20 protein-coding genes and 4 tRNA genes are annotated in these 20,429 nt (G+C 61.5%); 10 read left to right on the top strand and 14 right to left on the bottom strand.

The features are described 5' to 3' along the window. Positions 1-226: 226 nt before the first annotated feature. The 8 genes from EGJ86_RS10365 to EGJ86_RS10330 all read right to left on the bottom strand — a co-directional run bounded on the left by EGJ86_RS10365 (position 227) and on the right by EGJ86_RS10330 (position 5,491). The gene (locus EGJ86_RS10365) at positions 227-1,549 is read right to left on the bottom strand and encodes an integrase arm-type DNA-binding domain-containing protein (RefSeq protein ID WP_125835042.1); all 1,323 of its coding nucleotides are present in this window, start codon (positions 1,547-1,549) and stop codon (positions 227-229) included. A 162-nt stretch (positions 1,550-1,711) separates the two neighbouring features. After that, positions 1,712-1,798: transfer RNA gene (locus tag EGJ86_RS10360), tRNA-Leu, on the bottom strand. Between the two features lie 122 nt (positions 1,799-1,920). Beyond that, positions 1,921-1,994 (bottom strand) — tRNA-Cys (locus EGJ86_RS10355). A 38-nt stretch (positions 1,995-2,032) separates the two neighbouring features. Further along, a tRNA-Gly gene (locus EGJ86_RS10350) sits at positions 2,033-2,108 on the bottom strand. A gap of 67 nt (positions 2,109-2,175) precedes the next feature. Continuing rightward, positions 2,176-2,736, bottom strand: coding sequence for a CDP-diacylglycerol--glycerol-3-phosphate 3-phosphatidyltransferase (gene pgsA, locus EGJ86_RS10345; RefSeq protein WP_177429606.1), 561 nt, complete (start codon positions 2,734-2,736; stop codon positions 2,176-2,178). Positions 2,737-2,769: 33 nt separating this feature from the next. Beyond that, a complete protein-coding gene (uvrC, locus tag EGJ86_RS10340; protein ID WP_125835041.1) occupies positions 2,770-4,593 on the bottom strand; it encodes an excinuclease ABC subunit UvrC in 1,824 nt (607 codons plus the stop codon). 2 nt (positions 4,594-4,595) lie between these two features. Beyond that, positions 4,596-5,240 carry a UvrY/SirA/GacA family response regulator transcription factor gene (gene uvrY / locus EGJ86_RS10335; RefSeq protein ID WP_099523985.1) on the bottom strand — a complete coding sequence of 215 codons (645 nt, stop codon included), beginning with the start codon at positions 5,238-5,240 and terminating at the stop codon, positions 4,596-4,598. Between the two features lie 163 nt (positions 5,241-5,403). After that, positions 5,404-5,491 (bottom strand) — tRNA-Ser (locus tag EGJ86_RS10330). A gap of 164 nt (positions 5,492-5,655) precedes the next feature. Between EGJ86_RS10330 and EGJ86_RS10325 the strand changes: the two genes are divergently transcribed. The 7 genes from EGJ86_RS10325 to EGJ86_RS10295 all read left to right on the top strand — a co-directional run bounded on the left by EGJ86_RS10325 (position 5,656) and on the right by EGJ86_RS10295 (position 9,897). Further along, the gene (locus EGJ86_RS10325; RefSeq protein ID WP_099523982.1) at positions 5,656-6,324 is read left to right on the top strand and encodes a Bax inhibitor-1/YccA family protein; all 669 of its coding nucleotides are present in this window, start codon (positions 5,656-5,658) and stop codon (positions 6,322-6,324) included. A gap of 125 nt (positions 6,325-6,449) precedes the next feature. Then, positions 6,450-6,842, top strand: a complete 393-nt coding sequence (gene tusD, locus EGJ86_RS10320) for a sulfurtransferase complex subunit TusD (protein WP_125835040.1) — start codon at positions 6,450-6,452, stop codon at positions 6,840-6,842. After that, complete coding sequence (gene tusC, locus EGJ86_RS10315) at positions 6,843-7,202, top strand: sulfurtransferase complex subunit TusC (protein WP_125835039.1); 360 nt, start codon at positions 6,843-6,845, stop codon at positions 7,200-7,202. After that, positions 7,202-7,501 carry a sulfurtransferase complex subunit TusB gene (gene tusB / locus EGJ86_RS10310; RefSeq protein WP_125835038.1) on the top strand — a complete coding sequence of 100 codons (300 nt, stop codon included), beginning with the start codon at positions 7,202-7,204 and terminating at the stop codon, positions 7,499-7,501. The genes tusC and tusB overlap by 1 nt, the downstream gene beginning before the upstream one ends. Next, positions 7,498-7,833 (top strand): TusE/DsrC/DsvC family sulfur relay protein, encoded by a 336-nt coding sequence (locus tag EGJ86_RS10305; protein ID WP_125835037.1) that lies wholly within the window; start codon positions 7,498-7,500, stop codon positions 7,831-7,833. Before tusB ends, EGJ86_RS10305 begins: the two co-directional genes overlap by 4 nt. Beyond that, positions 7,830-8,825: a glycosyl transferase family protein gene (locus tag EGJ86_RS10300; protein ID WP_125835036.1), complete on the top strand. Its 996-nt coding sequence runs from the start codon at positions 7,830-7,832 to the stop codon at positions 8,823-8,825. Before EGJ86_RS10305 ends, EGJ86_RS10300 begins: the two co-directional genes overlap by 4 nt. Before the next feature lie 73 nt (positions 8,826-8,898). Further along, complete coding sequence (locus EGJ86_RS10295; protein ID WP_125835035.1) at positions 8,899-9,897, top strand: glutathione S-transferase family protein; 999 nt, start codon at positions 8,899-8,901, stop codon at positions 9,895-9,897. Between the two features lie 54 nt (positions 9,898-9,951). Here the strand turns inward: EGJ86_RS10295 and cysG are convergent, their stop codons facing one another. The 6 genes from cysG to EGJ86_RS10265 all read right to left on the bottom strand — a co-directional run bounded on the left by cysG (position 9,952) and on the right by EGJ86_RS10265 (position 17,712). Then, on the bottom strand, positions 9,952-11,340 hold the full coding sequence (gene cysG / locus EGJ86_RS10290) for a siroheme synthase CysG (RefSeq protein ID WP_125835034.1): 1,389 nt from the start codon (positions 11,338-11,340) through the stop codon (positions 9,952-9,954). Positions 11,341-11,484: 144 nt separating this feature from the next. Beyond that, entirely contained in the window at positions 11,485-12,765 is a 1,281-nt protein-coding gene (gene serS / locus EGJ86_RS10285) for a serine--tRNA ligase (protein ID WP_125835033.1), read from the bottom strand. Positions 12,766-12,845: 80 nt separating this feature from the next. Further along, entirely contained in the window at positions 12,846-13,226 is a 381-nt protein-coding gene (gene crcB, locus EGJ86_RS10280; protein WP_099523962.1) for a fluoride efflux transporter CrcB, read from the bottom strand. Next, complete coding sequence (locus EGJ86_RS10275) at positions 13,226-14,548, bottom strand: replication-associated recombination protein A (RefSeq protein WP_099523960.1); 1,323 nt, start codon at positions 14,546-14,548, stop codon at positions 13,226-13,228. The genes crcB and EGJ86_RS10275 overlap by 1 nt, the downstream gene beginning before the upstream one ends. Before the next feature lie 3 nt (positions 14,549-14,551). After that, complete coding sequence (lolA, locus tag EGJ86_RS10270; RefSeq protein WP_125835032.1) at positions 14,552-15,178, bottom strand: outer membrane lipoprotein chaperone LolA; 627 nt, start codon at positions 15,176-15,178, stop codon at positions 14,552-14,554. A 125-nt stretch (positions 15,179-15,303) separates the two neighbouring features. Continuing rightward, the gene (locus EGJ86_RS10265) at positions 15,304-17,712 is read right to left on the bottom strand and encodes a DNA translocase FtsK (protein WP_372237965.1); all 2,409 of its coding nucleotides are present in this window, start codon (positions 17,710-17,712) and stop codon (positions 15,304-15,306) included. A gap of 194 nt (positions 17,713-17,906) precedes the next feature. Here EGJ86_RS10265 and trxB point away from each other — a divergent pair, with 194 nt between their 5' ends. The 3 genes from trxB to EGJ86_RS10250 are packed head-to-tail and all read left to right on the top strand — an operon-like array spanning position 17,907 to position 20,356. Then, positions 17,907-18,857, top strand: a complete 951-nt coding sequence (trxB, locus tag EGJ86_RS10260; RefSeq protein ID WP_106732217.1) for a thioredoxin-disulfide reductase — start codon at positions 17,907-17,909, stop codon at positions 18,855-18,857. Positions 18,858-18,913: 56 nt separating this feature from the next. Continuing rightward, positions 18,914-19,594 carry a leucyl/phenylalanyl-tRNA--protein transferase gene (aat, locus tag EGJ86_RS10255; RefSeq protein WP_125835030.1) on the top strand — a complete coding sequence of 227 codons (681 nt, stop codon included), beginning with the start codon at positions 18,914-18,916 and terminating at the stop codon, positions 19,592-19,594. Positions 19,595-19,648: 54 nt separating this feature from the next. Beyond that, positions 19,649-20,356: an arginyltransferase gene (locus EGJ86_RS10250; RefSeq protein WP_125835029.1), complete on the top strand. Its 708-nt coding sequence runs from the start codon at positions 19,649-19,651 to the stop codon at positions 20,354-20,356. Positions 20,357-20,429 lie beyond the last annotated feature (73 nt).

The following is a 20,429-nucleotide window of genomic DNA, read 5'->3' as shown; positions in this document are numbered from 1 at the left end:
TCGTGTTCCGCCTGGCCGGTTGCTGGTGCTGCCCCGAACCGCGCCGAGGTGTTCCACCTGGCGCCCCCGATCACGGAACACCATTGGTGTTCAGAACACCTTGTGTTCCACCTTCTGCGCAATTGTGTTCCATCGCTGAAAGCCCCGCCGCTTCTGGCTTTCAGCCATCGCGGAACACCAAGAACACCGGGAACACCAGTTTTTCGAGGGGTACGGGTTTCCATGCTCAACCCGCCTTACCGAAGTTGACCGGCACCACATTAGCGGCTCCCTCCCCTCGGTGAGCAAAATCATAGGGGGTGACGTGCTGCTGCCGGTTGGCATCGAGGTAGTCAGCCCACCACTGCACCATAAGCCTGCGTTCTTCGAGGTGTTCGGCCTTATGGATGTAGGCAGCCCGCACCGTGTTGCGCTCTTGGTGGCTCATCTGCCGCTCTACCGCCTCGCGCGTCCACAAGCCCGACTCCACCAGGGCAGAACACGCCATGGCACGGAATCCATGTCCGCATACCTCGGCCTTGGTGTCGTAGCCCATACGGCGTAGCGCAGCGTTCACGGTGTTCTCACTCATGGGCTTGTGGTGGTAGTGGTCGCCGGGAAACACCAGCTCATACCGGCTGGACAGCATATGAACCTGGCCGAGCAACCCCAGCGCCTGCCGGCTCAGCGGCACCAGGTGCGGCGTGCGCATCTTGGCGCCTCGGTTGGAGTGCTTGACGCCCTCGATTGCCTCACGCTCACCCGGGATCGTCCAGAGGCTGGCTTGCATGTCGATCTCCTGCCACCGAGCAAAGCGCAGTTCGCTGGAGCGGATGAACACCTGCAGGGTGAGTGCCACAGCCAGCTTGGTCAGTGCGCGGCCGTTATAGCTGTCGATCCGCTGCAGCAGCTCGGGCAGCCTCTCCAATGCCAGCGCCGGCCGGTGCTGTGCCTTGCGGGTCGCTGTGGCGCCCACCAGGTCACTCGCTGGGTTGGTTTCGATAAGCCCATGCTGGACGGCGTAACGCATTACCCCAGTGGTGTACTGGCGCAATCGACCGGCCAGCTCCAGAGTGTCGCGCTGCTCTGCCACCTTGAGCGGTGCCAGCAGGTCACGCACCTTGAGGCTTGCCACCGCCCGGCTACCGAGCGCCGGGAACAGGTGCTGTTCCATGCGGCGTAGTACCTTGGCGGCATGATCCGGCGACCACTTGCGAGCACCGGCCGCATGCCAGTCCAATGCTACGGCCTTGAAGGTGTTGGCCAGCTCGGCCTGCGCGGTCGCCCTCGCCTGCTGCTCATGCTCGATGGGATCCACACCTTCGGCCAGCAGTTCGAGGGCAGCAGCACGCCGGCCGCGCGCAGACTTGAGCGTGAGAGCTGGATAGTTACCGAAGGTGGCCAGCCCAGCCCGGCCATCAGGCCGAGTGAATTTGAAGCGCCATGTCTTGGCGCCGCTGGGCTTGATCGCCAGGTAGAGCCCCTGGCCGTCGAAGAGCTTGTATTCCTTCTCGCGCGGCTTGGCTGCGTCGCATTTAGGGTCTGTCAGCGGGATGACTGGGCGTGCCATAGGAATACGTTTTCCTTACCGAACCGGCGTATCCCCATTTTTATTCCTAAAATCGGGATATGTACAGAGATAAGGATAGACAGCCATAAACAAAAAAACCGGCCAAGAGGGCCGGTTTAGATGGGTTTCGTAGACTTATAGAGACAGATATAAACAGATGAATGGTGCCCGAAGCCGGACTCGAACCGGCACGCCATTACTGGCGAGAGATTTTAAGTCTCCTGCGTCTACCGATTTCGCCATTCGGGCGGTAGCGCTGTGCGAAGGACCGGACTATATACAGCCCTCCCTGTCCTCGCAAGGTATGCCAAAGCACATCAGGGATAATGAAAAAGGCCTCGTAAATCATGGATCTACGAGGCCTTTTAAATTGGAGGCTGAGGTCGGAATCGAACCGGCGTTCACGGATTTGCAATCCGGTGCATAACCACTCTGCAACTCAGCCATGAAGCAAACGAGCCGCCTTGGCGACTCGTGTAAAACTGGAGCGGGAAACGAGACTCGAACTCGCGACCCCGACCTTGGCAAGGTCGTGCTCTACCAACTGAGCTATTCCCGCTTGTCTTGTCGACGGGCGCCATTCTATAGAATCGAATCACGCCGTCAACCCTTTGATTCAAAAATACTTATTTCTTATCAGAGGTGGTGCTGAGGTGCGGCCAGGCGGCCAACAGGTACTGCAGCATCGACCACAATGTCAGCACGGCTGCGACCACCAGAAGGATGTATCCGAGCACAACCCAGAAGGTGAAGACCGGCGGATTGCCCAGCAGAATGACCAACGCCAGCATCTGCGCTGCGGTTTTCCATTTAGCGAGATTGGATACAGCGACGTGTGCACGAGCACCGAGTTCGGCCATCCACTCACGCAGTGCAGACACGACGATCTCGCGGCCGATGATGGTTGCCGCGGCCAGTGTCAGCCAGAGATTGGCGTGCTCGGCAACCAGCAGCACCAATGCCACCGCCACCATCAATTTGTCCGCTACCGGATCGAGGAAAGCACCGAAGGGCGTGCCCTGCTCCCAGCGACGGGCCAGATAACCATCGAGCCAGTCGGTCACGGCAGCAATCGCAAAGACGCCGCTGGCAGCCCAATAGCTCCAGGAGAACGGTAGATAGAACAACAGGATGAAGACCGGGATCAGCGCGACCCGGAGCACGGTAAGCAAGTTGGGGATGTTCATCGGCACAACTAGGCTGCGAGGTGAGCGGGCATTCTACTCGCTGTGCAGAGTGTCATAAATCAACTCGGCGAGCTTTTTGCTGATTCCGGGCGCTTTGGCAATTTCTTCGGCGCTGGCGCGGGACAATTCCTGCAGCCCGCCAAAGTGATTGAGCAGTTCACGTCGCCGCTTCGGACCGATCCCTGCCACTTCTTCCAGCGTCGAGGTACGCCGTGTTTTGCCACGGCGCGCACGGTGTCCGGTGATTGCGAAGCGGTGCGACTCGTCACGAATCTGCTGGATCAGGTGCAGCGCCGGCGAATTGCCAGGCAAGGTGAACTCATGCTCGGCGTCGTTCAGGTAAAGCACTTCCAGACCAGGTTTGCGCGTCGTGCCCTTGGCCACGCCAAGCAGGATCAGATCCGGTACGGCCAGTTCCTGTAGCACCTCGCGCGCCATGGCCAACTGCCCCTTGCCACCGTCCACCAGCAGCACATCGGGCAATTTGCCTTCGCCATCCTTGATCTTGCTGAAGCGCCGGGTCAGTGCCTGGTGCATCGCGGCGTAGTCGTCGCCTGCAGTGACGCCCTCGATATTGAAACGGCGATAGTCAGATTTCAGCGGGCCTTCGGGGCCGAATACCACGCAGGAGGCGACCGTCGCCTCACCACTGGAATGGCTGATATCGAAGCATTCCATGCGCTGCGGCGGTTCGTCCATTTCCAGCACGGTAGCCAGCGCCTCGAAACGCTCGGCCAAATGCTGCCGGTTGGCCAGGCGGGCGGCCAGCGCCTGTTCGGCGTTGGTCACAGCCAGTTGCTGCCAACGGGCTCGCGTGCCGCGCACGCGCAAACTGATGCTGAGGCTGCGACCGCGCAGCGACTCGACGGCTTCGATCAGCGTGGCGAAATCCTCGTGCTGCACGTTGACGATCAGCTCGCTGGGCAGGTCGCGCTCGGCATTGCCCAGGTAGTACTGGGCGAGGAAGGCCATCAGCACGTCGCCGCCCTCCTCTTCAATCGCGACCTGTGGGAAGAAATTCTTGCTGCCCAGTACGCGACCGCCACGCACGCTGATCAGGTGCACACAGGCGCCGCCTGGGGTGAGCATCACTGCGACCACGTCAACGTCGCCAGTACCGCCCTCCATGCTTTGCTGGTCCTGCACGCGGCGCAGCATGGAAATCTGGTCACGCAGCTCGGCGGCGCGCTCGAACTCCAGGGCCATCGAAGCCTTTTCCATGCTGGCAGAGAGTTCTTCGCTCAGCGCATTGCTACGGCCATCGAGAAACATCACCGAGTGGCGCACATCCTCGGCGTACTCCTCCGGGCTGACCAAGCCGACACAGGGGCCTTTGCAACGCTTGATCTGGTACTGCAGACAGGGGCGCGTGCGGTTTCTGTAGTAACTGTCCTCGCACTGGCGAACCAGGAAGGTCTTCTGCAGCAGGCTCAGGCTTTCGCGAATGGCCAATGCACTGGGATAAGGGCCGAAATAGCGCCCCTTGGCCTTCTTCGCGCCGCGGTGGATGCCAAGGCGCGGAAAGTCGCCGTCGGAGAGAAATACGTAGGGATAGGATTTATCGTCGCGCAGCAGAATGTTGTACGGCGGCCGCCATTCCTTGATCAGGGTCTGCTCCAGCAGCAGCGCCTCGGTCTCGTTGGCGGTGATGGTGGTTTCGATCTGCGCGATACGCGCCACCAGAGCTGCGGTCTTGGGCGCCTGGCCAGTCTTGCGGAAATAACTGGAGAGACGCTTCTTGAGGTTCTTCGCCTTGCCGACGTAAAGCAGGCGAGCCTCGCTATCGAACATGCGATAGACGCCGGGGCGCCCACTGCAGGTCGCCAGGAAGGCACTCGAATCGAACGGGACGGACATTATCAGCTGACGGCGTCGACCATGCCGTGGCGAACCGCGAGCAGAGCCAGCTCGACATCGCTGGTGATGGAGAGCTTTTCGAAGATGCGGTAGCGGTAGGTGTTGACCGTCTTCGGCGACAGGCACAGCTTGTCCGAGATGTTCTGCACCTTGTGGCAGTTGGCGATCATCAGGGCGATCTGGATCTCGCGCTCGGACAGCAGATCGAATGGCGAGCCACTGTTTTGCGGCTGGAAGGACTTCAGCGCCAGTTGCTGAGCGATTTGCGGATCGATATAGCGCTGGCCGGCGAATACCAGGCGAATGGCCTGCACCATCTCATCCAGCGCGGCACCCTTGGTCAGGTATCCGGCAGCGCCGGCCTGCAGCAAACGCGTCGGGAATGGATCTTCCTCGCACACGGTAACGGCGACCACCTTGATATCAGGGTGACTGCGCATCAGCTTGCGAGTGGCTTCCAGGCCGCCGATGCCAGGCATCTTGACGTCCATCAGGACAACATCGGGCTTGAGTTCGCGAACCTTGAGCAGGGCTTCTTCGCCAGTGCAGGCTTGCCCTACCACTTGCAGTCCGTCGATATCGGCCAGCATGCGGGTGATGCCCGTGCGAACCAGATCGTGATCGTCGACAACCAGGACCCTAATCAATCGCCACCTCGTTGCACCTTGTCAGCCACCGTGCAACGACGGTGAAATTGAACTTGCCGGTCACCTTAACAAAAAGCCAGGGCCTGACCTAGCTTGGCGCACGGGAGTCAAAAAGCAAGCGCCAAATTAGGATCAGCAATTGCGTCGTAGCAGTCTGGAGATTTGGCGGAAGCGGTGAGATTCGAACTCACGGATAGTTACCCATCGACGGTTTTCAAGACCGTTGCCTTAAACCGCTCGGCCACGCTTCCGGATACTGAGTGCAGAGGTCAAGACTTTCACCTCCGCAGTAGTGCGGGCGGCAATCTTACCGGAACGCAACACACTGTCAAACTCTAAGTCTTGGCAGGCAACCATGCTCTGTTATGATCCAGAGCATTCGTATTTGAAAGCCTCGTACAACAGGAGCGTCGCCATGCAAGAGCGAGATTACGCACTCAACCATTCTCAGGTTGAGCAACAGGAAGTCAGCAGCGTTCTGCGCAACACCTATGGTCTATTGGCTATCACTCTGGCCTTCAGCGGCCTGGTTGCCTTCATCTCGCAGCGCGCCAACGTTCCTTATCCGAACATTTTCGTCGTGCTGATTGGCTTCTACGGCCTGTTCTTCCTCACCGCCAAACTGCGCAACTCTTCGTGGGGCCTGCTTTCCACCCTCGCGCTGACCGGCTTCATGGGTTACACCCTGGGCCCTATCCTGAACCGCTACCTCGGTACGGCGAACGGCGCTGAAATCATCAGCTCTGCCTTTACCATGACTGCGCTGGTGTTCTTCGGTCTGTCTGCCTACGTGCTGACCACTCGCAAGGACATGAGCTTCCTCAGCGGCTTCATCACCGCCGGTTTCTTCGTTCTGCTAGGCGCTATTGTTGCCAGCTTCTTCTTCCAGATCAGCGGCCTGCAACTGGCGATCAGCGCTGGCTTCGTGCTGTTCTCCTCGGCGTGCATCTTGTTCCAGACCAGCGCCATCATCCATGGCGGTGAGCGCAACTACATCATGGCCACCATCAGCCTGTACGTCTCGATCTACAACCTGTTCATCAGCCTGCTGCAGATCTTCGGCATCATGGGCGGCGACGACTGATAGTGTTGCTTCTACCCCGGAAGCCCGCTTCGGCGGGCTTTTTCTTGCGCGTCTGTTTCGTGATTCTTTGTTTGCCAGGCACCCTGGCCTTATCATTGGCCCAGTTTTGCCTCGTCGGACGCCCCATGAAGTTTGCCATCGCCCTGTTCGCCGCCCCCCACCAGCCCGCGTCGCGTCGCGCATTGCGCTTTGCCCAGGCGACATTGGCCGGCGGCCACGAAATCGTTCGCCTGTTCTTCTATCAGGACGGCGTGCACAGCGCCGCCAGCAACGTGGTCAGCCCACAGGACGAGCTGGATCTGCCCAGGGAATGGCGCGAATTCGTCACCGCCAACGGGCTCGACGCGGTGGTCTGCATCGCCGCTGCCCTGCGCCGCGGTGTACTCAACGCCGAAGAAGCGCAGCGCTACGCCAGGCCGGCTGCCAACCTGGAGGCACCATGGGAGCTGTCCGGCCTGGGCCAGCTGCATGAGGCCTCGCAACAGGCCGACCGCCTGGTCTGCTTCGGAGGTCAGTGAATGAGCAAGTCGCTGTTGATCATAAGCCGCCAGGCACCCTGGAGCGGCCCTGGTGCGCGTGAGGCGCTGGATATCGCCCTGGCCGGCGGTGCCTTCGATCTGCCTATCGGCATGCTGTTTCTCGATGACGGCGTTTTTCAGCTCGGCGCTGGACAGCAACCTGGCCAGCTGCAACAGAAAGACCTCGGTGCCAACCTGCAGGCGCTGCCCATGTTCGGTGTCGAGGCGCTGTACGCCAGCCAGCGCAGCCTGAGCGAGCGCGGCCTTGGCGACCGCGAACTGAATCTGGCAGTACAGCGACTCGACGACAGTGCGCTGACTGCCCTTCTCGACCGCTACGATCAGGTGATCACCCTCTGATGGCCACCCTGCACATTCTCTCCCATTCGCCGTTCACCGATAGCCGCCTCGCCAGTTGCCTGCGCTTGCTGGGCGCAGGCGACGCCCTGCTACTCACTGGCGACGCGGTCTATGCATTGCAGCCCGGCACGACCAATCTGCAAGCGTTGCAGCTGATGCCTGCCAGTGTCTCGCTCTACGCTCTGGACGAAGACCTGGCCGCCCGCGCGCTACAGGCGCCCGCACGCGCTCAGGCCGTCGACTATCCAGAATTCGTCGAGCTGTGCACCCGCTACGCCAAGGTCAACAGCTGGCTATGAGCACGCTTAACGTCGGCGGACGTGACATTGCCCTGGACAAGGACGGCTACCTGATCGACCTGCAGGATTGGTCACGCCCCGTAGCCGAGGCGCTAGCCGCAGCGGAAGAGTTGCAACTGAGTGACGATCACTGGGAAATTCTCGACCTGCTGCGCGCCTTCTACGCGGAGTTTCAGCTGTCGCCGGCCAACCGTCCGCTGATCAAATATGCCGTTCTGAAGCTCGGTACGGACAAAGGCAACAGCCTGCACCTCAATCGCCTGTTCAAGGGCACCCCCGCCAAACTCGCCGCCAAGCTCGCTGGCCTGCCGAAACCGACCAATTGCCTATGAACCTGATCCCCCCCGCCGAACATCCCTTCGCCCAGTTCGTGCGTATTCTCGGCAAGGGCAAACGCGGCGCCCGCGGCCTGACGCGCGAGGAGGCCCGCGAAGCCATGGCCCTGCTGCTCGATGGCAAGGTCGAGGACACCCAGCTCGGCGCCTTCCTGATGCTGCTGCGGCATAAGGAAGAAAGCGCCGAAGAGCTCGCCGGCTTCGTCGAAGCCATTCGCCCACGGCTCGCCGCCCCAAATATGCAGGTCGACCTGGACTGGCCCAGCTATGCCGGCAAGAAACGTCATCTGCCGTGGTATCTGCTGGCAGCCAAAGCTCTGGCCGCCAGTGGTGTACGCATCTTCATGCATGGCGGTGGTGCGCATACCGCAGGGCGCATGTATACCGAACAACTGCTGAAACAACTGGGCATCCCCTGCTGCAAGGACTGGCAAGCAGTGGAGGCGGCGCTCGACCAACACAACCTGGCCTACAGCTACCTGGGCGACTGGATGCCGGCGCTGCAGCGCATGATCGATCTGCGCAACACCCTGGGCCTGCGCTCGCCTATCCATTCCCTGGCGCGAGTGATCAACCCGCTCGCTGCCCGCTGCGGGCTGCAGAGCATCTTCCATCCCGGTTACCAGGCCGTGCATCGCGAAGCCAGTCGACTGCTAGGTGATCACGCCATCGTCATCAAGGGCGAAGGCGGTGAGATTGAGGTCAATCCAGACGGTGCCTGCCACCTGCATGGCACGCTCGATGGTGAAGACTGGGACGAAGAATGGCCGGCGCTGTCAGCGCAGCGCCATGTCAAACCCGAGCGACTCGACCCGGCCGTGCTGGGCGCCTTCTGGCGCGGCGAGCACGATGATGCTTACGGTCGCCTGGCGGTCATCGCCACCATGGCCGTCGCACTGCGCGGGTTGGGCCTGGATCGTGAAGCGGCATTCCTGCAGGCCCAGCAGCGCTGGGATACACGGTTTCAATCTAATCAGTCGATTGCTTAAGCCAGCTTTTTCCACCTTTCAATCGAGTTCATCACGTTAGACTCCAGATTCATTCAAAACGGAGGCACACGTTATGGGCTTGTTGATCGACGGCCGCTGGCATGACCAATGGTACGACACCGGCGACAGTGGCCGCTTCCAGCGCGAAAGCGCACAACGCCGTAACTGGGTAACCGCCGACGGTAGCGCAGGGCCGAGCGGCAGCGACGGTTTCAAGGCCGAGGCCAGGCGTTATCACCTCTATGTATCGCTGGCCTGCCCCTGGGCTCATCGCACCCTGATCCTGCGCAAACTCAAAGGCCTCGAATCGCTGATCGATGTCTCCGTGGTGAGCTGGCTGATGCGCGAACAGGGCTGGACCTTCGACCGCGAGTTCGGCTCCAGCGGTGACCACCTCGACAACCTGAGCTACATGCATCAGCGCTACACCGCCGATGACAGTCATTACACCGGCCGCGTCACCGTACCCGTGCTGTGGGACAAGCAGACCGGCGGCATCGTCAGTAACGAGTCGGCTGAAATCATCCGCATGTTCAACAGCGCGTTCGACGGCCTGACCGGCAACGGCCTGGACTTCTACCCCGAACCGCTACGTGAGCGCATCGACCAGCTCAACGAGCGCATCTACCCGGCCGTGAACAACGGCGTTTACCGGGCAGGCTTCGCCACCACGCAGGAAGCCTACGAAGAGGCCTTCGACGAACTGTTCGCCATGCTCGACGAGCTGGAAGCACTGCTGGACGAGAAGCGTTACCTGGCCGGCGAATACCTGACCGAGGCGGACATTCGCCTGTTCACCACGCTGATTCGCTTCGATGCTGTCTATCACGGGCATTTCAAGTGCAACCTGCGACGCATCGAGGACTACCCGAACCTGTCCAACTGGCTACGCGAGCTGTACCAGTGGCCAGGCATCGCCGAGACGGTGGACTTCACCCACATCAAGTCGCACTACTACGCCAGCCACGCCACCATCAATCCGACCGGCGTGATACCCAAAGGGCCGCAGCAAGATTTCACTCGCAAACATGATCGCCAGCGCCTGCCGGGCAAAGGTGTGTTCCAGCGTTAGAAACGCGATGACTGGCGACTGAAGCCTCGACAACGAGGCTTCTGTCGCTGGGCGTCAGATGCTGTTCTGAGCGCCTTCGAACCAGGCCAGCTTGTCACGCAGAGTGACCACTTCCCCGACTATCACCAGCGTGGGGGCGTGCACTTCGTGTTCGGCGACAAGCTCCGGCAGGGTTTCCAATGTGCCAGTGAAGACTCGCTGATTCTGCGTGGTGCCCTGCTGCACCAATGCCGCAGGCGTGGCGCCTGAACGACCGTGTGCGATCAGTTGCTCGCAGATACCCGGCAGACCGACCAAGCCCATGTAGAACACCAGGGTTTGCCCCGGCGCGACCAGGTCCTGCCACGGCAAATTGCTGCTGCCATCCTTGAGATGCCCGGTGACGAAACGCACCGACTGCGCATGGTCGCGATGGGTCAGCGGGATGCCGGCATAGGCCGCGCAGCCCGAAGCCGCGGTGATGCCCGGGACGACCTGGAAGGGAATGTCCTCGGCAGCCAGTTGCTCGATCTCCTCACCACCACGACCGAAGATGAACGGATCGCCGCCTTTCAGGCGCAGCACGCGCTTACCCTGACGAGCCAGGTCGATCAGCAACTGGTTGATCTGCTCCTGCGGCACCGCGTGATCGGCGCGGCGCTTGCCGACATAGATGCGCTCGGCATCACGCCGGCACAGCTCGATGATGGCGGGCGCCACCAGGCGGTCGTACAGCACGACGTCGGCTTGCTGCATCAGGCGCAGGGCGCGGAAAGTCAGGAGATCGGGATCGCCCGGCCCGGCGCCGACCAGATACACCTCGCCCAGGGCGCGCGGCGCAGCACCGGCCACGCGTGCCTCGAGCAGACGCTCGGCCTCCTCCGGCTTGCCGGCAAACACGCTCTCGGCGACCTGCCCTTGAAACACGTCCTCCCAGAACACGCGACGCTGCTGCACGTCGGGGAACAGCTGTTTGACCCGCTCACGGAAACGCTTGCCCAGGTTGGCCAACTGGCCGTAGGTGGCCGGAATCCAGGTCTCGATCTTGGCGCGGATCAGCCGCGCCAGCACCGGTGCATCACCGCCACTGCTGACCGCAACGATCAGCGGCGAGCGATCGACGATGGCGGGAAAGATCACGCTGCACAGCGCCGGCGCATCCACCACGTTGACGGGAATACCCAACGCCTGGGCGTCGGCTGAAATCTGCGCATTCAGCGGCACGTCATCGGTGGCGGCGATGACCAGGGCAACGCCCTGCAGATCACTGCTCGCATAGCCGCGCAGGAAGATGCCATCAGCGCCGGCCAGCGTCTGCAACTCACTGCGGATCTCCGGGGCGACCACGCGCAGCCGAGCACCGGCGTCGCTCAACAGGCGCGCCTTGCGCAGCGCAACCTCACCACCGCCGATCACCAGTACGGGGCGATCCTGCAGCTTGTGGAACAGCGGAAGGAATTGCATCAGATCAGCCCCATCAGAGGTCGGTCGTAGGGTGCGCTGCGCGCACCAATCTACGGTGTAAGGCCCTGGTGCGCATGGCGCACCCTACCTCCGTTGAAACGGGGCAGCTACTAACGCCCCGTTTTTTTGCATCGTGATGGCCTATCAGCCGATCACTTCGATGCCGCCCATATAGGGCTTCAACACCTCGGGAACACGAATGCTGCCGTCGGCCTGCTGATAATTCTCCAGCACTGCCACCAGGGTGCGGCCGACCGCCAGGCCAGAGCCATTGAGCGTGTGCAGCAGCTCCGGCTTGTTGGTTTCCGGGTTACGGTAGCGCGCCTGCATGCGGCGCGCCTGGAAGTCGCCGCAGTTGGAGCAGGAAGAAATCTCGCGGTACTTGTCCTGGCTCGGCACCCAGACTTCCAGGTCATAGGTCTTCACCGCAGAGAAGCCCATGTCGCCGGTACACAGGGCCAGCTTGCGATACGGCAGCTCCAGCAGTTGCAGCACACGCTCGGCGTTGGCGGTCATGCCCTCCAGGGCCTCGAAGGACTTGGACGGCTCGACGATCTGCACCATCTCGACTTTGTCGAACTGGTGCTGGCGGATCATCCCACGCGTATCGCGGCCCGAGGCGCCCGCTTCGCTGCGGAAGCACGGTGTGTGGGCGACGAACTTCAGCGGCAGCTGTTTGGCATCGAGAATTTCGCCCGCGACGATATTGGTCAGCGAAACCTCAGCAGTCGGGATCAGGTACAGATCAGCCTGGTCTTCACGGGCGATCTTGAACAGGTCTTCCTCGAACTTCGGCAACTGACCGGTGCCCTGCAGCGCCGGAGCTTGCACCAGGTACGGGGTGTACGCCTCTTCGTAACCGTGCTCGCCGGTGTGCAGGTTGATCATGAACTGCGCCAGGGCGCGATGCAGGCGCGCGATGGGACCGCGCAGCAAGGCGAAACGCGCGCCGGAGAGCTTGGCAGCGGTCTCGAAGTCCAGCCAGCCGTGCTGCTCGCCGAGGGCGACGTGATCCTTGATCTCGAAATCGAAGCTACGCGGCGTACCCCAGCGTGCCACCTCGACATTGCCGTCTTCATCGGCGCCCACCGGCACGGACTCGTGCGGCAGATTGGGGATGTTCAGCAGCAGGTTGTCCAGCTCGTTCTGGATAGCGTCCAGCTCACGCTTGCCGGCTTCCAGATCGCTGCCCATCTGATCGACTTCCGCCAGCAGCGGCGCAATATCTTCGCCACGGGCCTTGGCCTGGCCGATGGACTTGGAACGGCTGTTGCGCTCGGCCTGCAGTTGCTCGGTGCGCACCTGCACCGACTTGCGCTGACTCTCCAGGGCCTCGAAACGGGCGACGTCGAGGGCGAAGCCACGAGTGGCGAGGCGCTCGGCGATTTCGGTGAGTTGCGTGCGGACAAGTTTGGAATCGAGCATGTTCAGGTCTCAAAACATCGACGAAAAAAGGTTGCGGCCACCAGCGTGACGCGGGTTGCCGAGTGTAAAGCTTTAGCGGGTCAGGATGCCAATCGAGCCAGGCTCAGACCGGCCCAGGCGGCCAGCAGACCGCCAATGATACTGAATGCCAGGTAACCGAAGGCCTCGGGCGCGCGACCGCCCTCCATCAGTTTCATGATTTCCAGGCTGAAAGACGAAAAAGTGGTGAAGCCACCCAGAACGCCAGTAATCAGTCCGGTACGCAGCTCCAGCGGCAGATCGGTACGGGTCAGGAACAAGCCTGACAGCAAACCAATCAGCAGACAGCCGACGACGTTTACCGCAAAGGTGCCCAGGTAGAAATGCCGGGGCCAGTTGCCCGCTACCCAACTGGCAACCAGAAAGCGCATGACCGACCCAGCCGCGCCCCCAACAGCGACGGCAAGTGCTACACGAATCATCATTTTCTCCTCTGCCTTGGACTATTGGCGTCCTGACTGCGCAGATGTTGCAGCTTGTCGCGAATCTTCAACTCCAGGCCGCGTGGCACCGGGTCGTAATACTGGCGCGGCTGCAGATTTTCGGGGAAGTAATCCTCGCCCGCCGCATAGGCATCGGGCTCGTCATGGGCATAGCGGTACTCATCGCCGTAGCCGAGTTGCTTCATCAGCTTGGTAGGCGCATTGCGCAGGTGCAGCGGCACCTCCTGCGAACCCTGCTCGGCGGCATCACGCATGGCCGCTTTGAAAGCCGTATAGACCGCATTACTCTTGGGCGCACAGGCCAGATAAACGATGGCCTGGGCCACGGCCAGCTCGCCTTCCGGGCTGCCCAGGCGCTCCTGCACATCCCAGGCATTGAGGCACAGGGTCAGCGCTCGCGGGTCGGCGTTGCCGATATCCTCACTGGCCATACGCACCACGCGACGGGCGATGTACAGCGGGTCGCAGCCGCCGTCGAGCATCCGCGCGTACCAGTACAGCGCGCCGTCCGGACTGGAGCCACGTACCGACTTGTGCAGCGCGGAAATCTGGTCGTAGAAGGCCTCGCCGCCCTTGTCGAAGCGGCGTCGACTATCGCCCAGCAGGTTCTGCAGCAGTTCGACGCCGATCTCGCCGTCGTCTTCCGCCAGATCGGCAGCATTCTCGAGAAAGTTGAGCAGGCGGCGGCCATCGCCATCGGCAGCGGCCAGAAGAATCTGAAAGGCCTCGTCCGGCAGGCTGAGATGGCGATCACCCAAGCCTTTGGGGTCGCTCAGCGCACGATTAACCAGCTTGCGCATCGCCGCCTCGTCGAGGCTCTTGAGCACATAGACGCGTGCACGCGAAAGCAGCGCATTGTTCAGCTCGAACGAGGGGTTCTCGGTGGTGGCACCGATGAAGATCAGCGTGCCATCTTCCACATAGGGCAGGAACGCATCCTGCTGGCTCTTGTTGAAGCGGTGCACTTCGTCGACGAAGAGGATAGTGCGACGACCGTACTGCGCCGCATGCTGCTGAGCCACCTCGACGGCCTGGCGGATCTCCTTGACCCCGGACAGCACCGCGGAGATGGTCTCGAAATGGGCGTCGGTGACCTTGGCCAGCAGTCGCGCCAGAGTGGTTTTGCCCACCCCTGGCGGCCCCCAGAAGATCATCGAGTGCAAAGCGCCTTGCTCCAGCGCCTCACGCAGCGGCTTGCCCGGCGCCAGCACATGCTCCTGCCCGACATATTCGTCCAGGCTGGTTGCACGTAAACGCGCAGCCAGTGGCTGCGCGACAGGTTGGCGGCCGAACAAATCCACGCCTTACTCCTGGATGACGTCCACGCCTTGCGGAATGTCGAAGGTGAACTGGGCGTTATCGACCGGATCGTTCATCTTCACATTGAGGAACAGGATGTTGGTACGCTGGCCGATGCTGTCGATCAACTGCATGTCGTTGAGCACACGATTACGGAACGACAGGCGCAGGCTGTCGAACAGGCTGTCCTTGGCCTTGGGCTTGAGAATGAAGTCGACCACACTGCCGCCTTCCTTGTAGTCGATCTCGAAGTTTTCGCGAATCTGCGACACATCACCGGACAGCAGCAATGCCGGGGTGTGAGTCAGGCGCTGATCGAGGGTCTGAATGGTGACCTGCTCCAGATCCGGGTCATACAGCCAGACTTTTTCACCGTTGGACACCAGCAGTTGCTCCATCGGCTGGTCGGTGTGCCAGCGGAACATACCCGGACGTTTGAGCAGCATTTCCCCGGCGGTTTCCTGCAGCTGGGTGCCGCTGGCATCGAGGGTCAGTTGAGAAAAACGCGCACTGATGGTTTGCGCCTGGCTGAGCAGGTCGCTCAGGCGCTTGGTGGCTGCCTCTTCATCAGCCTGGGCAGTCAGCAGGGTAAAGCTCAGAGCAGCCAGCATCAGCAGGCGAATAACACGCATATAAACCCCTTGAGTCCGTATGAGAATGGCGAGGCGACTCCGCACCTCGCATTGCTCGGCAGCGCTTGGCTACCGTGAAGTCTTGTAGACCGCTAATTCAGTGGTTTGTCCGCGAGACGCAACACTCAGTCATGAGATGAACCGGGCGCGAGCACCTCGCGTGATCCGTTGGTATTCATCGAGCTGACCACGCCGGCCATCTCCATCGCCTCGATCATTCGCGCGGCGCGGTTGTAGCCGATCTTCAGCTTGCGCTGCACCGCGGAAATCGACGCGCGGCGGCTTTCCAGAACGAAGTTGACGGCTTCGTCGTACAGCGGATCTTCCTCGCTGCCTTCGCCACCTTCACCGCCGCTGCTGCCCTCGAAGCCGCTGCCACCTTCTTCGGCGCCGGCGAGGATGTCTTCGTTGTAATCCGGCGCGCCACGCAGCTTCCAGGCCTCGACCACGCGATGCACTTCATCGTCAGAGACGAAGGCACCGTGAACACGAATGGGCAAGCTGGTGCCGGGCGGCATGTAGAGCATGTCACCGTGCCCCAGCAACTGCTCGGCGCCGCCCTGGTCGATGATGGTGCGCGAATCGATCTTGCTGGAGACCTGGAACGCCATGCGGGTCGGAATGTTGGCTTTGATCAGGCCGGTGATCACGTCCACCGAGGGGCGCTGGGTGGCGAGGATCAGGTGAATACCGGCCGCACGTGCCTTCTGCGCGATACGCGCGATCAGCTCTTCAACCTTCTTGCCGACGATCATCATCATGTCGGCGAATTCGTCGACCACCACCACGATGGTCGGCAGGGGTTTGAGCAGCGGCGCCTCGTCTTCCATGCTTTCGCGACGGAACAGCGGATCAGCCAATGGCTCGCCAGCCTCGATGGCATCCTTGACCTTGCGGTTGAAGCCCGCCAGGTTGCGCACGCCCATCTTCGACATCAGCTTGTAGCGGCGTTCCATCTCGGCAACGCTCCAACGCAGGGCGTTGGCCGCCTCCTTCATGTCGGTGACCACCGGGCAAAGCAGGTGCGGAATACCCTCGTAGATCGACAACTCGAGCATTTTCGGGTCGATCATGATCAGCTTGGCGTCTTCCGGGCTCGACTTGAACAGAATCGACAGGATCATCGCGTTCACGCCCACCGACTTACCGGAGCCGGTGGTACCCGCCACCAGCAGGTGCGGCATCTTGGCCAGATCGGTGATCACCGGCTTGCCGCCGATGTCATGCCCCAGCGCCAGAGTGACCGGCGACTTGGCATCATCGTATTCGGGCGTCGACAGTACCTCGGAGAACCGCACGATCTGACGGTTCTCGTTAGGAATCTCGATACCAACGGTGGTCTTGCCGGGAATGACTTCCACCACCCGCACGCTGGTCACGGCCAGCGAACGCGCCAGATCCTTGGCCAGGTTGGCGATGCGACTGACCTTGACCCCGGCGGCCGGCTGGATTTCGTAACGGGTGATCACCGGGCCCGGGTGGATCGAATCCACCGCGACCTCGACACCGAACTCCTTGAGTTTGATTTCCAGCAGATGGCCGACGCCCTTGAGCGATTCCGGCGAGTACTCGACCTTCTTGGCTTCCGCCGGGTCGAGCAGGGAAATCGGCGGCAAGGTGCCTTCCACCGCGCTGTCGACGAACAGCGGAGCCTGCTTTTCCTTCTGCACGCGCTTGCTCGGTTCTGGCGCCTTGGCCACGGGCGGCGGCGCGATAACCGGCGCAGGGCGCTTCTCGCGCTCGCTCATGTGCTTGCTCAGCGACTCCTCGCGCTCGAGCAGGCGCTCCTTGACCTTGGCTTGCTCACGACGGTCCGACACCACTGGTGCAGCTACCTCGGTGACCCGCTCGTCCAGCTCGCGCAGTTGAATCTTCATCTGCTTGCGTTCGCTACGGGCATTCCACCAGCCAGTGATGGCGCCATGAATCAGCTCGATCAGGTCGAGAGTGATCTTGCCGGTCAGGTCCATCACGCGGAACCAGGACAGATCGGTGAACACGGTCAGACCAAACAGGAACAACGCCAGAAATACCAGCGTACTGCCCTGCACGTTCAGCGCATGCACGGCCAGATCACCCAGGCTGGCACCGAGCATGCCGCCACCAGAGCCCTGCATGCCAGCGGCCGCTGCGAAATGAATGTCGCCTAGCGCAGCGCCGGAAAGAATCAGGAATACCAGGCCGATGCTGTGCCAGGAAAACAGCCAGCCGTTCCAGTGCCAGGGTTGATTGCGCGTGCGGAACACCTGCCAGGTCTTGGCTGCCAGCAGGAGTGGGAAGATATAGGCGAAGTAGCCCAGTGCGCCGAACAGTGCACTGGAGAGCCAGGCGCCAATGCTGCCGCCGGCGTTGATGACGCGCTCGACCTGCACACTATTGTCCCACGCCGGATCGGCGGCGTTATAGGTCAACAGTGCCATCAGCAGGTACAGGCACATCGCGCCCAGGGCGATCAATGCGCCTTCCTTCAGTCGATACTGAAGTTTCTGACGCCAGTCGATAATCTGGGTGGTGGAATTCTTCAAAACAGCCATTTCCTGCGCCCTTGGCGCGTCCATCTGATGGTTAACCGCAGAAGCGGCCTATTGTAGGGCCAGCCTGACGCCGAGGCCAATTGCCAAGCTCCCGCACCCACCCCGCTTCGGTGTAGCATAGCCGCCAGCAGCTTCCATGCGGCTCAATTGGAGCACGCATTCTCTTTTGTGACAAAGGCTTATGGGGGTTTTTTATGAGCGAAGTCAAGCATTCCCGCCTGATCATCCTGGGTTCCGGCCCTGCCGGTTACAGCGCCGCCGTTTATGCCGCGCGCGCCAACCTCAAGCCCGTGGTCATCACCGGCATCCAGCCTGGCGGTCAGCTCACCACCACCACCGAAGTGGACAACTGGCCGGGTGACGTCGAAGGCCTCACCGGCCCGGCGCTGATGGAGCGCATGCAAAAGCACGCCGAGCGTTTCGACACCGAGATCGTTTACGACCACATCCACACCGCCGAGTTGCAGAGCCGCCCCTTCGTGCTCAAGGGCGACAGCGGCACCTACAGTTGTGATGCACTGATCATCGCCACTGGCGCCAGCGCCCAGTACCTGGGCCTGCCGTCGGAAGAAGCATTCGCCGGCAAGGGCGTTTCCGCCTGCGCGACCTGCGACGGTTTCTTCTACCGCAACCAGGTGGTCGCTGTGATCGGCGGCGGCAACACCGCCGTGGAAGAAGCGCTGTACCTGTCCAACATCGCCAAGGAAGTGCACCTGGTGCACCGCCGCGACAAGCTGCGCTCGGAGAAGATCCTGCAGGACAAGCTGTTCGACAAGGTCGAGAACGGCAATATGCGCCTGCACTGGAACCACACCCTGGACGAAGTACTGGGCGACCAGACCGGCGTGACCGGCGTACGCCTGAAAAGCACCGCCGATGGCAGCAGCAAAGAGCTGGCACTGGCCGGCGTTTTCATCGCCATCGGCCACAAGCCCAATACCGAGCTGTTTGTCGGCCAGCTGGACATGCATGACGGCTACCTGAAGATCAAAGGCGGCAGCGAAGGCAATGCCACCGCCACCAGCATCGAGGGTGTATTCGCCGCTGGCGACGTGGCCGATCACGTCTACCGCCAGGCCATCACCTCGGCCGGCGCAGGCTGCATGGCAGCGCTGGATGTCGAGAAATTCCTCGACGGCAACTGATGGCACAAGGGCGAGCACCATCGCTCGCCCTCCCCTCCTCCGCTGGACAAGCGCACATGCTGACCTGGCTGCAACGTGACTCACTGCAGTTCCCGCCACTGGCAAAAGCCATGCGCGAACCCAATGGCCTACTCGCCGCTGGCGGCGACCTGAGTGCCGACCGACTGATCAGCGCCTACCGCCACGGCTGCTTCCCCTGGTTCGACGATGGCCAGCCGATCCTCTGGTGGTCACCTGATCCGCGCACGGTGCTGTTCCCCGAAGATCTGCACGTTTCTCGCAGCCTGGCCAAGCTGCTGAGACAAAATCGCTACAGCGTCACCTTCGACCAGGATTTTGCGGCCGTGATAAAAGCTTGCGCCGAGCCACGCGCCTACGCCGATGGCACCTGGATCACTCGCGGCATGCAGGACGCTTACCTGCAACTGCATCAGCGCGGCATAGCCCACTCCGTGGAAGTCTGGAATAAAGGCGAGCTGGTTGGCGGACTCTATGGCCTGGCCATGGGCCAGCTATTCTTCGGCGAATCCATGTTCAGCCGCGCCGACAACGCCTCCAAGATCGGTTTCGCCACCCTCGTCGGCAAGCTGCGCGCATGGGGCTTCGTACTCATCGACTGCCAGATGCCCACGCAGCACCTGCACAGCTTCGGCGCAAGAGCCATACCGCGCGCGACATTCGCCGAGTACTTGCAGCGCCACCTCGATCTGCCAACTGCAGCGGACTGGCTCGCCTAGTCGAGCGGCCAAGCCTGGCATACACTCTTAATCAGGCTTTTGCGAGACGACGCCATGACCGAGCTGGCCCGCCTGAAGTTCTATGCCACTCAACCTCATCCATGCAGCTATCTGCCGGAAGAACAGGCCACCACCCTGTTTCTCGACCCCAGCCAGCCCATGGACGTGCAGGTCTATGCCGAGCTGTCGGAACTGGGTTTTCGTCGCAGCGGTGACCACCTCTATCGGCCCCACTGCCAGCAGTGCACAGCCTGCATCCCGGCACGCATCCCGGCCGCGCGCTTTACGGCAAATCGCCAGCAGCGGCGCATCATCAAGCGTAATCAAGACATCGCCGTTCGCTGCGTGCGCCCGGTATTCACCGAAGAGTATTACGCGCTCTATGTACGCTACATCGAGCAGCGCCACGCCGACGGTGATATGTATCCCCCGAGCCGAGAGCAATTCTCGACCTTTCTGATTCGCGATCTGCCATTTTCACGCTTCTATGAGTTTCGCCTGCAAGACAAGCTGATCGCCATCGCTGTCACCGACGTTCTGCCGAATGGCCTGTCGGCCGTCTACACCTTCTACGATCCGGCTGAAGAGCGCCGCAGCCTTGGCCGATTCGCCATCCTCTGGCAAATCGGCGAAACCTCGCGCCTGGGGCTGGAGGCTGTCTATCTCGGCTACTGGATCAAGAACTGCCGCAAGATGAACTACAAGACCCAGTACCGCCCCATCGAACTTTTCGTCAATCAGCGCTGGACGCTGCTTACCTAGCCGCTCTGCCAGCCCCCCAGACGCTCGACGATCCAAGCCACTTGGCGCAGCCCCCTGTTTTCGGGCACAATGC

The organism is Pseudomonas sp. o96-267, assembly GCF_003935465.1.
GTDB classification, from domain to species: Bacteria; Pseudomonadota; Gammaproteobacteria; order Pseudomonadales; family Pseudomonadaceae; genus Aquipseudomonas; species Aquipseudomonas sediminis.
The sequence above is the reverse complement of the archived record's forward strand: the minus strand, read 5'-3'. Positions and strand labels throughout refer to the sequence as shown.

Coding starts and splice junctions, on each gene's coding strand:
- EGJ86_RS10365 (WP_125835042.1), bottom strand. CDS start 1,549: ATGGCACGCCCAGTCATCCCGCTGACAGACCCTAAATGCGACGCAGCC.
- pgsA (WP_177429606.1), bottom strand. CDS start 2,736: ATGAACATCCCCAACTTGCTTACCGTGCTCCGGGTCGCGCTGATCCCG.
- uvrC (WP_125835041.1), bottom strand. CDS start 4,593: ATGTCCGTCCCGTTCGATTCGAGTGCCTTCCTGGCGACCTGCAGTGGG.
- EGJ86_RS10325 (WP_099523982.1), top strand. CDS start 5,656: ATGCAAGAGCGAGATTACGCACTCAACCATTCTCAGGTTGAGCAACAG.
- tusD (WP_125835040.1), top strand. CDS start 6,450: ATGAAGTTTGCCATCGCCCTGTTCGCCGCCCCCCACCAGCCCGCGTCG.
- tusC (WP_125835039.1), top strand. CDS start 6,843: ATGAGCAAGTCGCTGTTGATCATAAGCCGCCAGGCACCCTGGAGCGGC.
- tusB (WP_125835038.1), top strand. CDS start 7,202: ATGGCCACCCTGCACATTCTCTCCCATTCGCCGTTCACCGATAGCCGC.
- EGJ86_RS10305 (WP_125835037.1), top strand. CDS start 7,498: ATGAGCACGCTTAACGTCGGCGGACGTGACATTGCCCTGGACAAGGAC.
- EGJ86_RS10300 (WP_125835036.1), top strand. CDS start 7,830: ATGAACCTGATCCCCCCCGCCGAACATCCCTTCGCCCAGTTCGTGCGT.
- EGJ86_RS10295 (WP_125835035.1), top strand. CDS start 8,899: ATGGGCTTGTTGATCGACGGCCGCTGGCATGACCAATGGTACGACACC.
- cysG (WP_125835034.1), bottom strand. CDS start 11,340: ATGCAATTCCTTCCGCTGTTCCACAAGCTGCAGGATCGCCCCGTACTG.
- serS (WP_125835033.1), bottom strand. CDS start 12,765: ATGCTCGATTCCAAACTTGTCCGCACGCAACTCACCGAAATCGCCGAG.
- crcB (WP_099523962.1), bottom strand. CDS start 13,226: ATGATTCGTGTAGCACTTGCCGTCGCTGTTGGGGGCGCGGCTGGGTCG.
- lolA (WP_125835032.1), bottom strand. CDS start 15,178: ATGCGTGTTATTCGCCTGCTGATGCTGGCTGCTCTGAGCTTTACCCTG.
- EGJ86_RS10265 (WP_372237965.1), bottom strand. CDS start 17,712: ATGGCTGTTTTGAAGAATTCCACCACCCAGATTATCGACTGGCGTCAG.
- trxB (WP_106732217.1), top strand. CDS start 17,907: ATGAGCGAAGTCAAGCATTCCCGCCTGATCATCCTGGGTTCCGGCCCT.
- aat (WP_125835030.1), top strand. CDS start 18,914: ATGCTGACCTGGCTGCAACGTGACTCACTGCAGTTCCCGCCACTGGCA.
- EGJ86_RS10250 (WP_125835029.1), top strand. CDS start 19,649: ATGACCGAGCTGGCCCGCCTGAAGTTCTATGCCACTCAACCTCATCCA.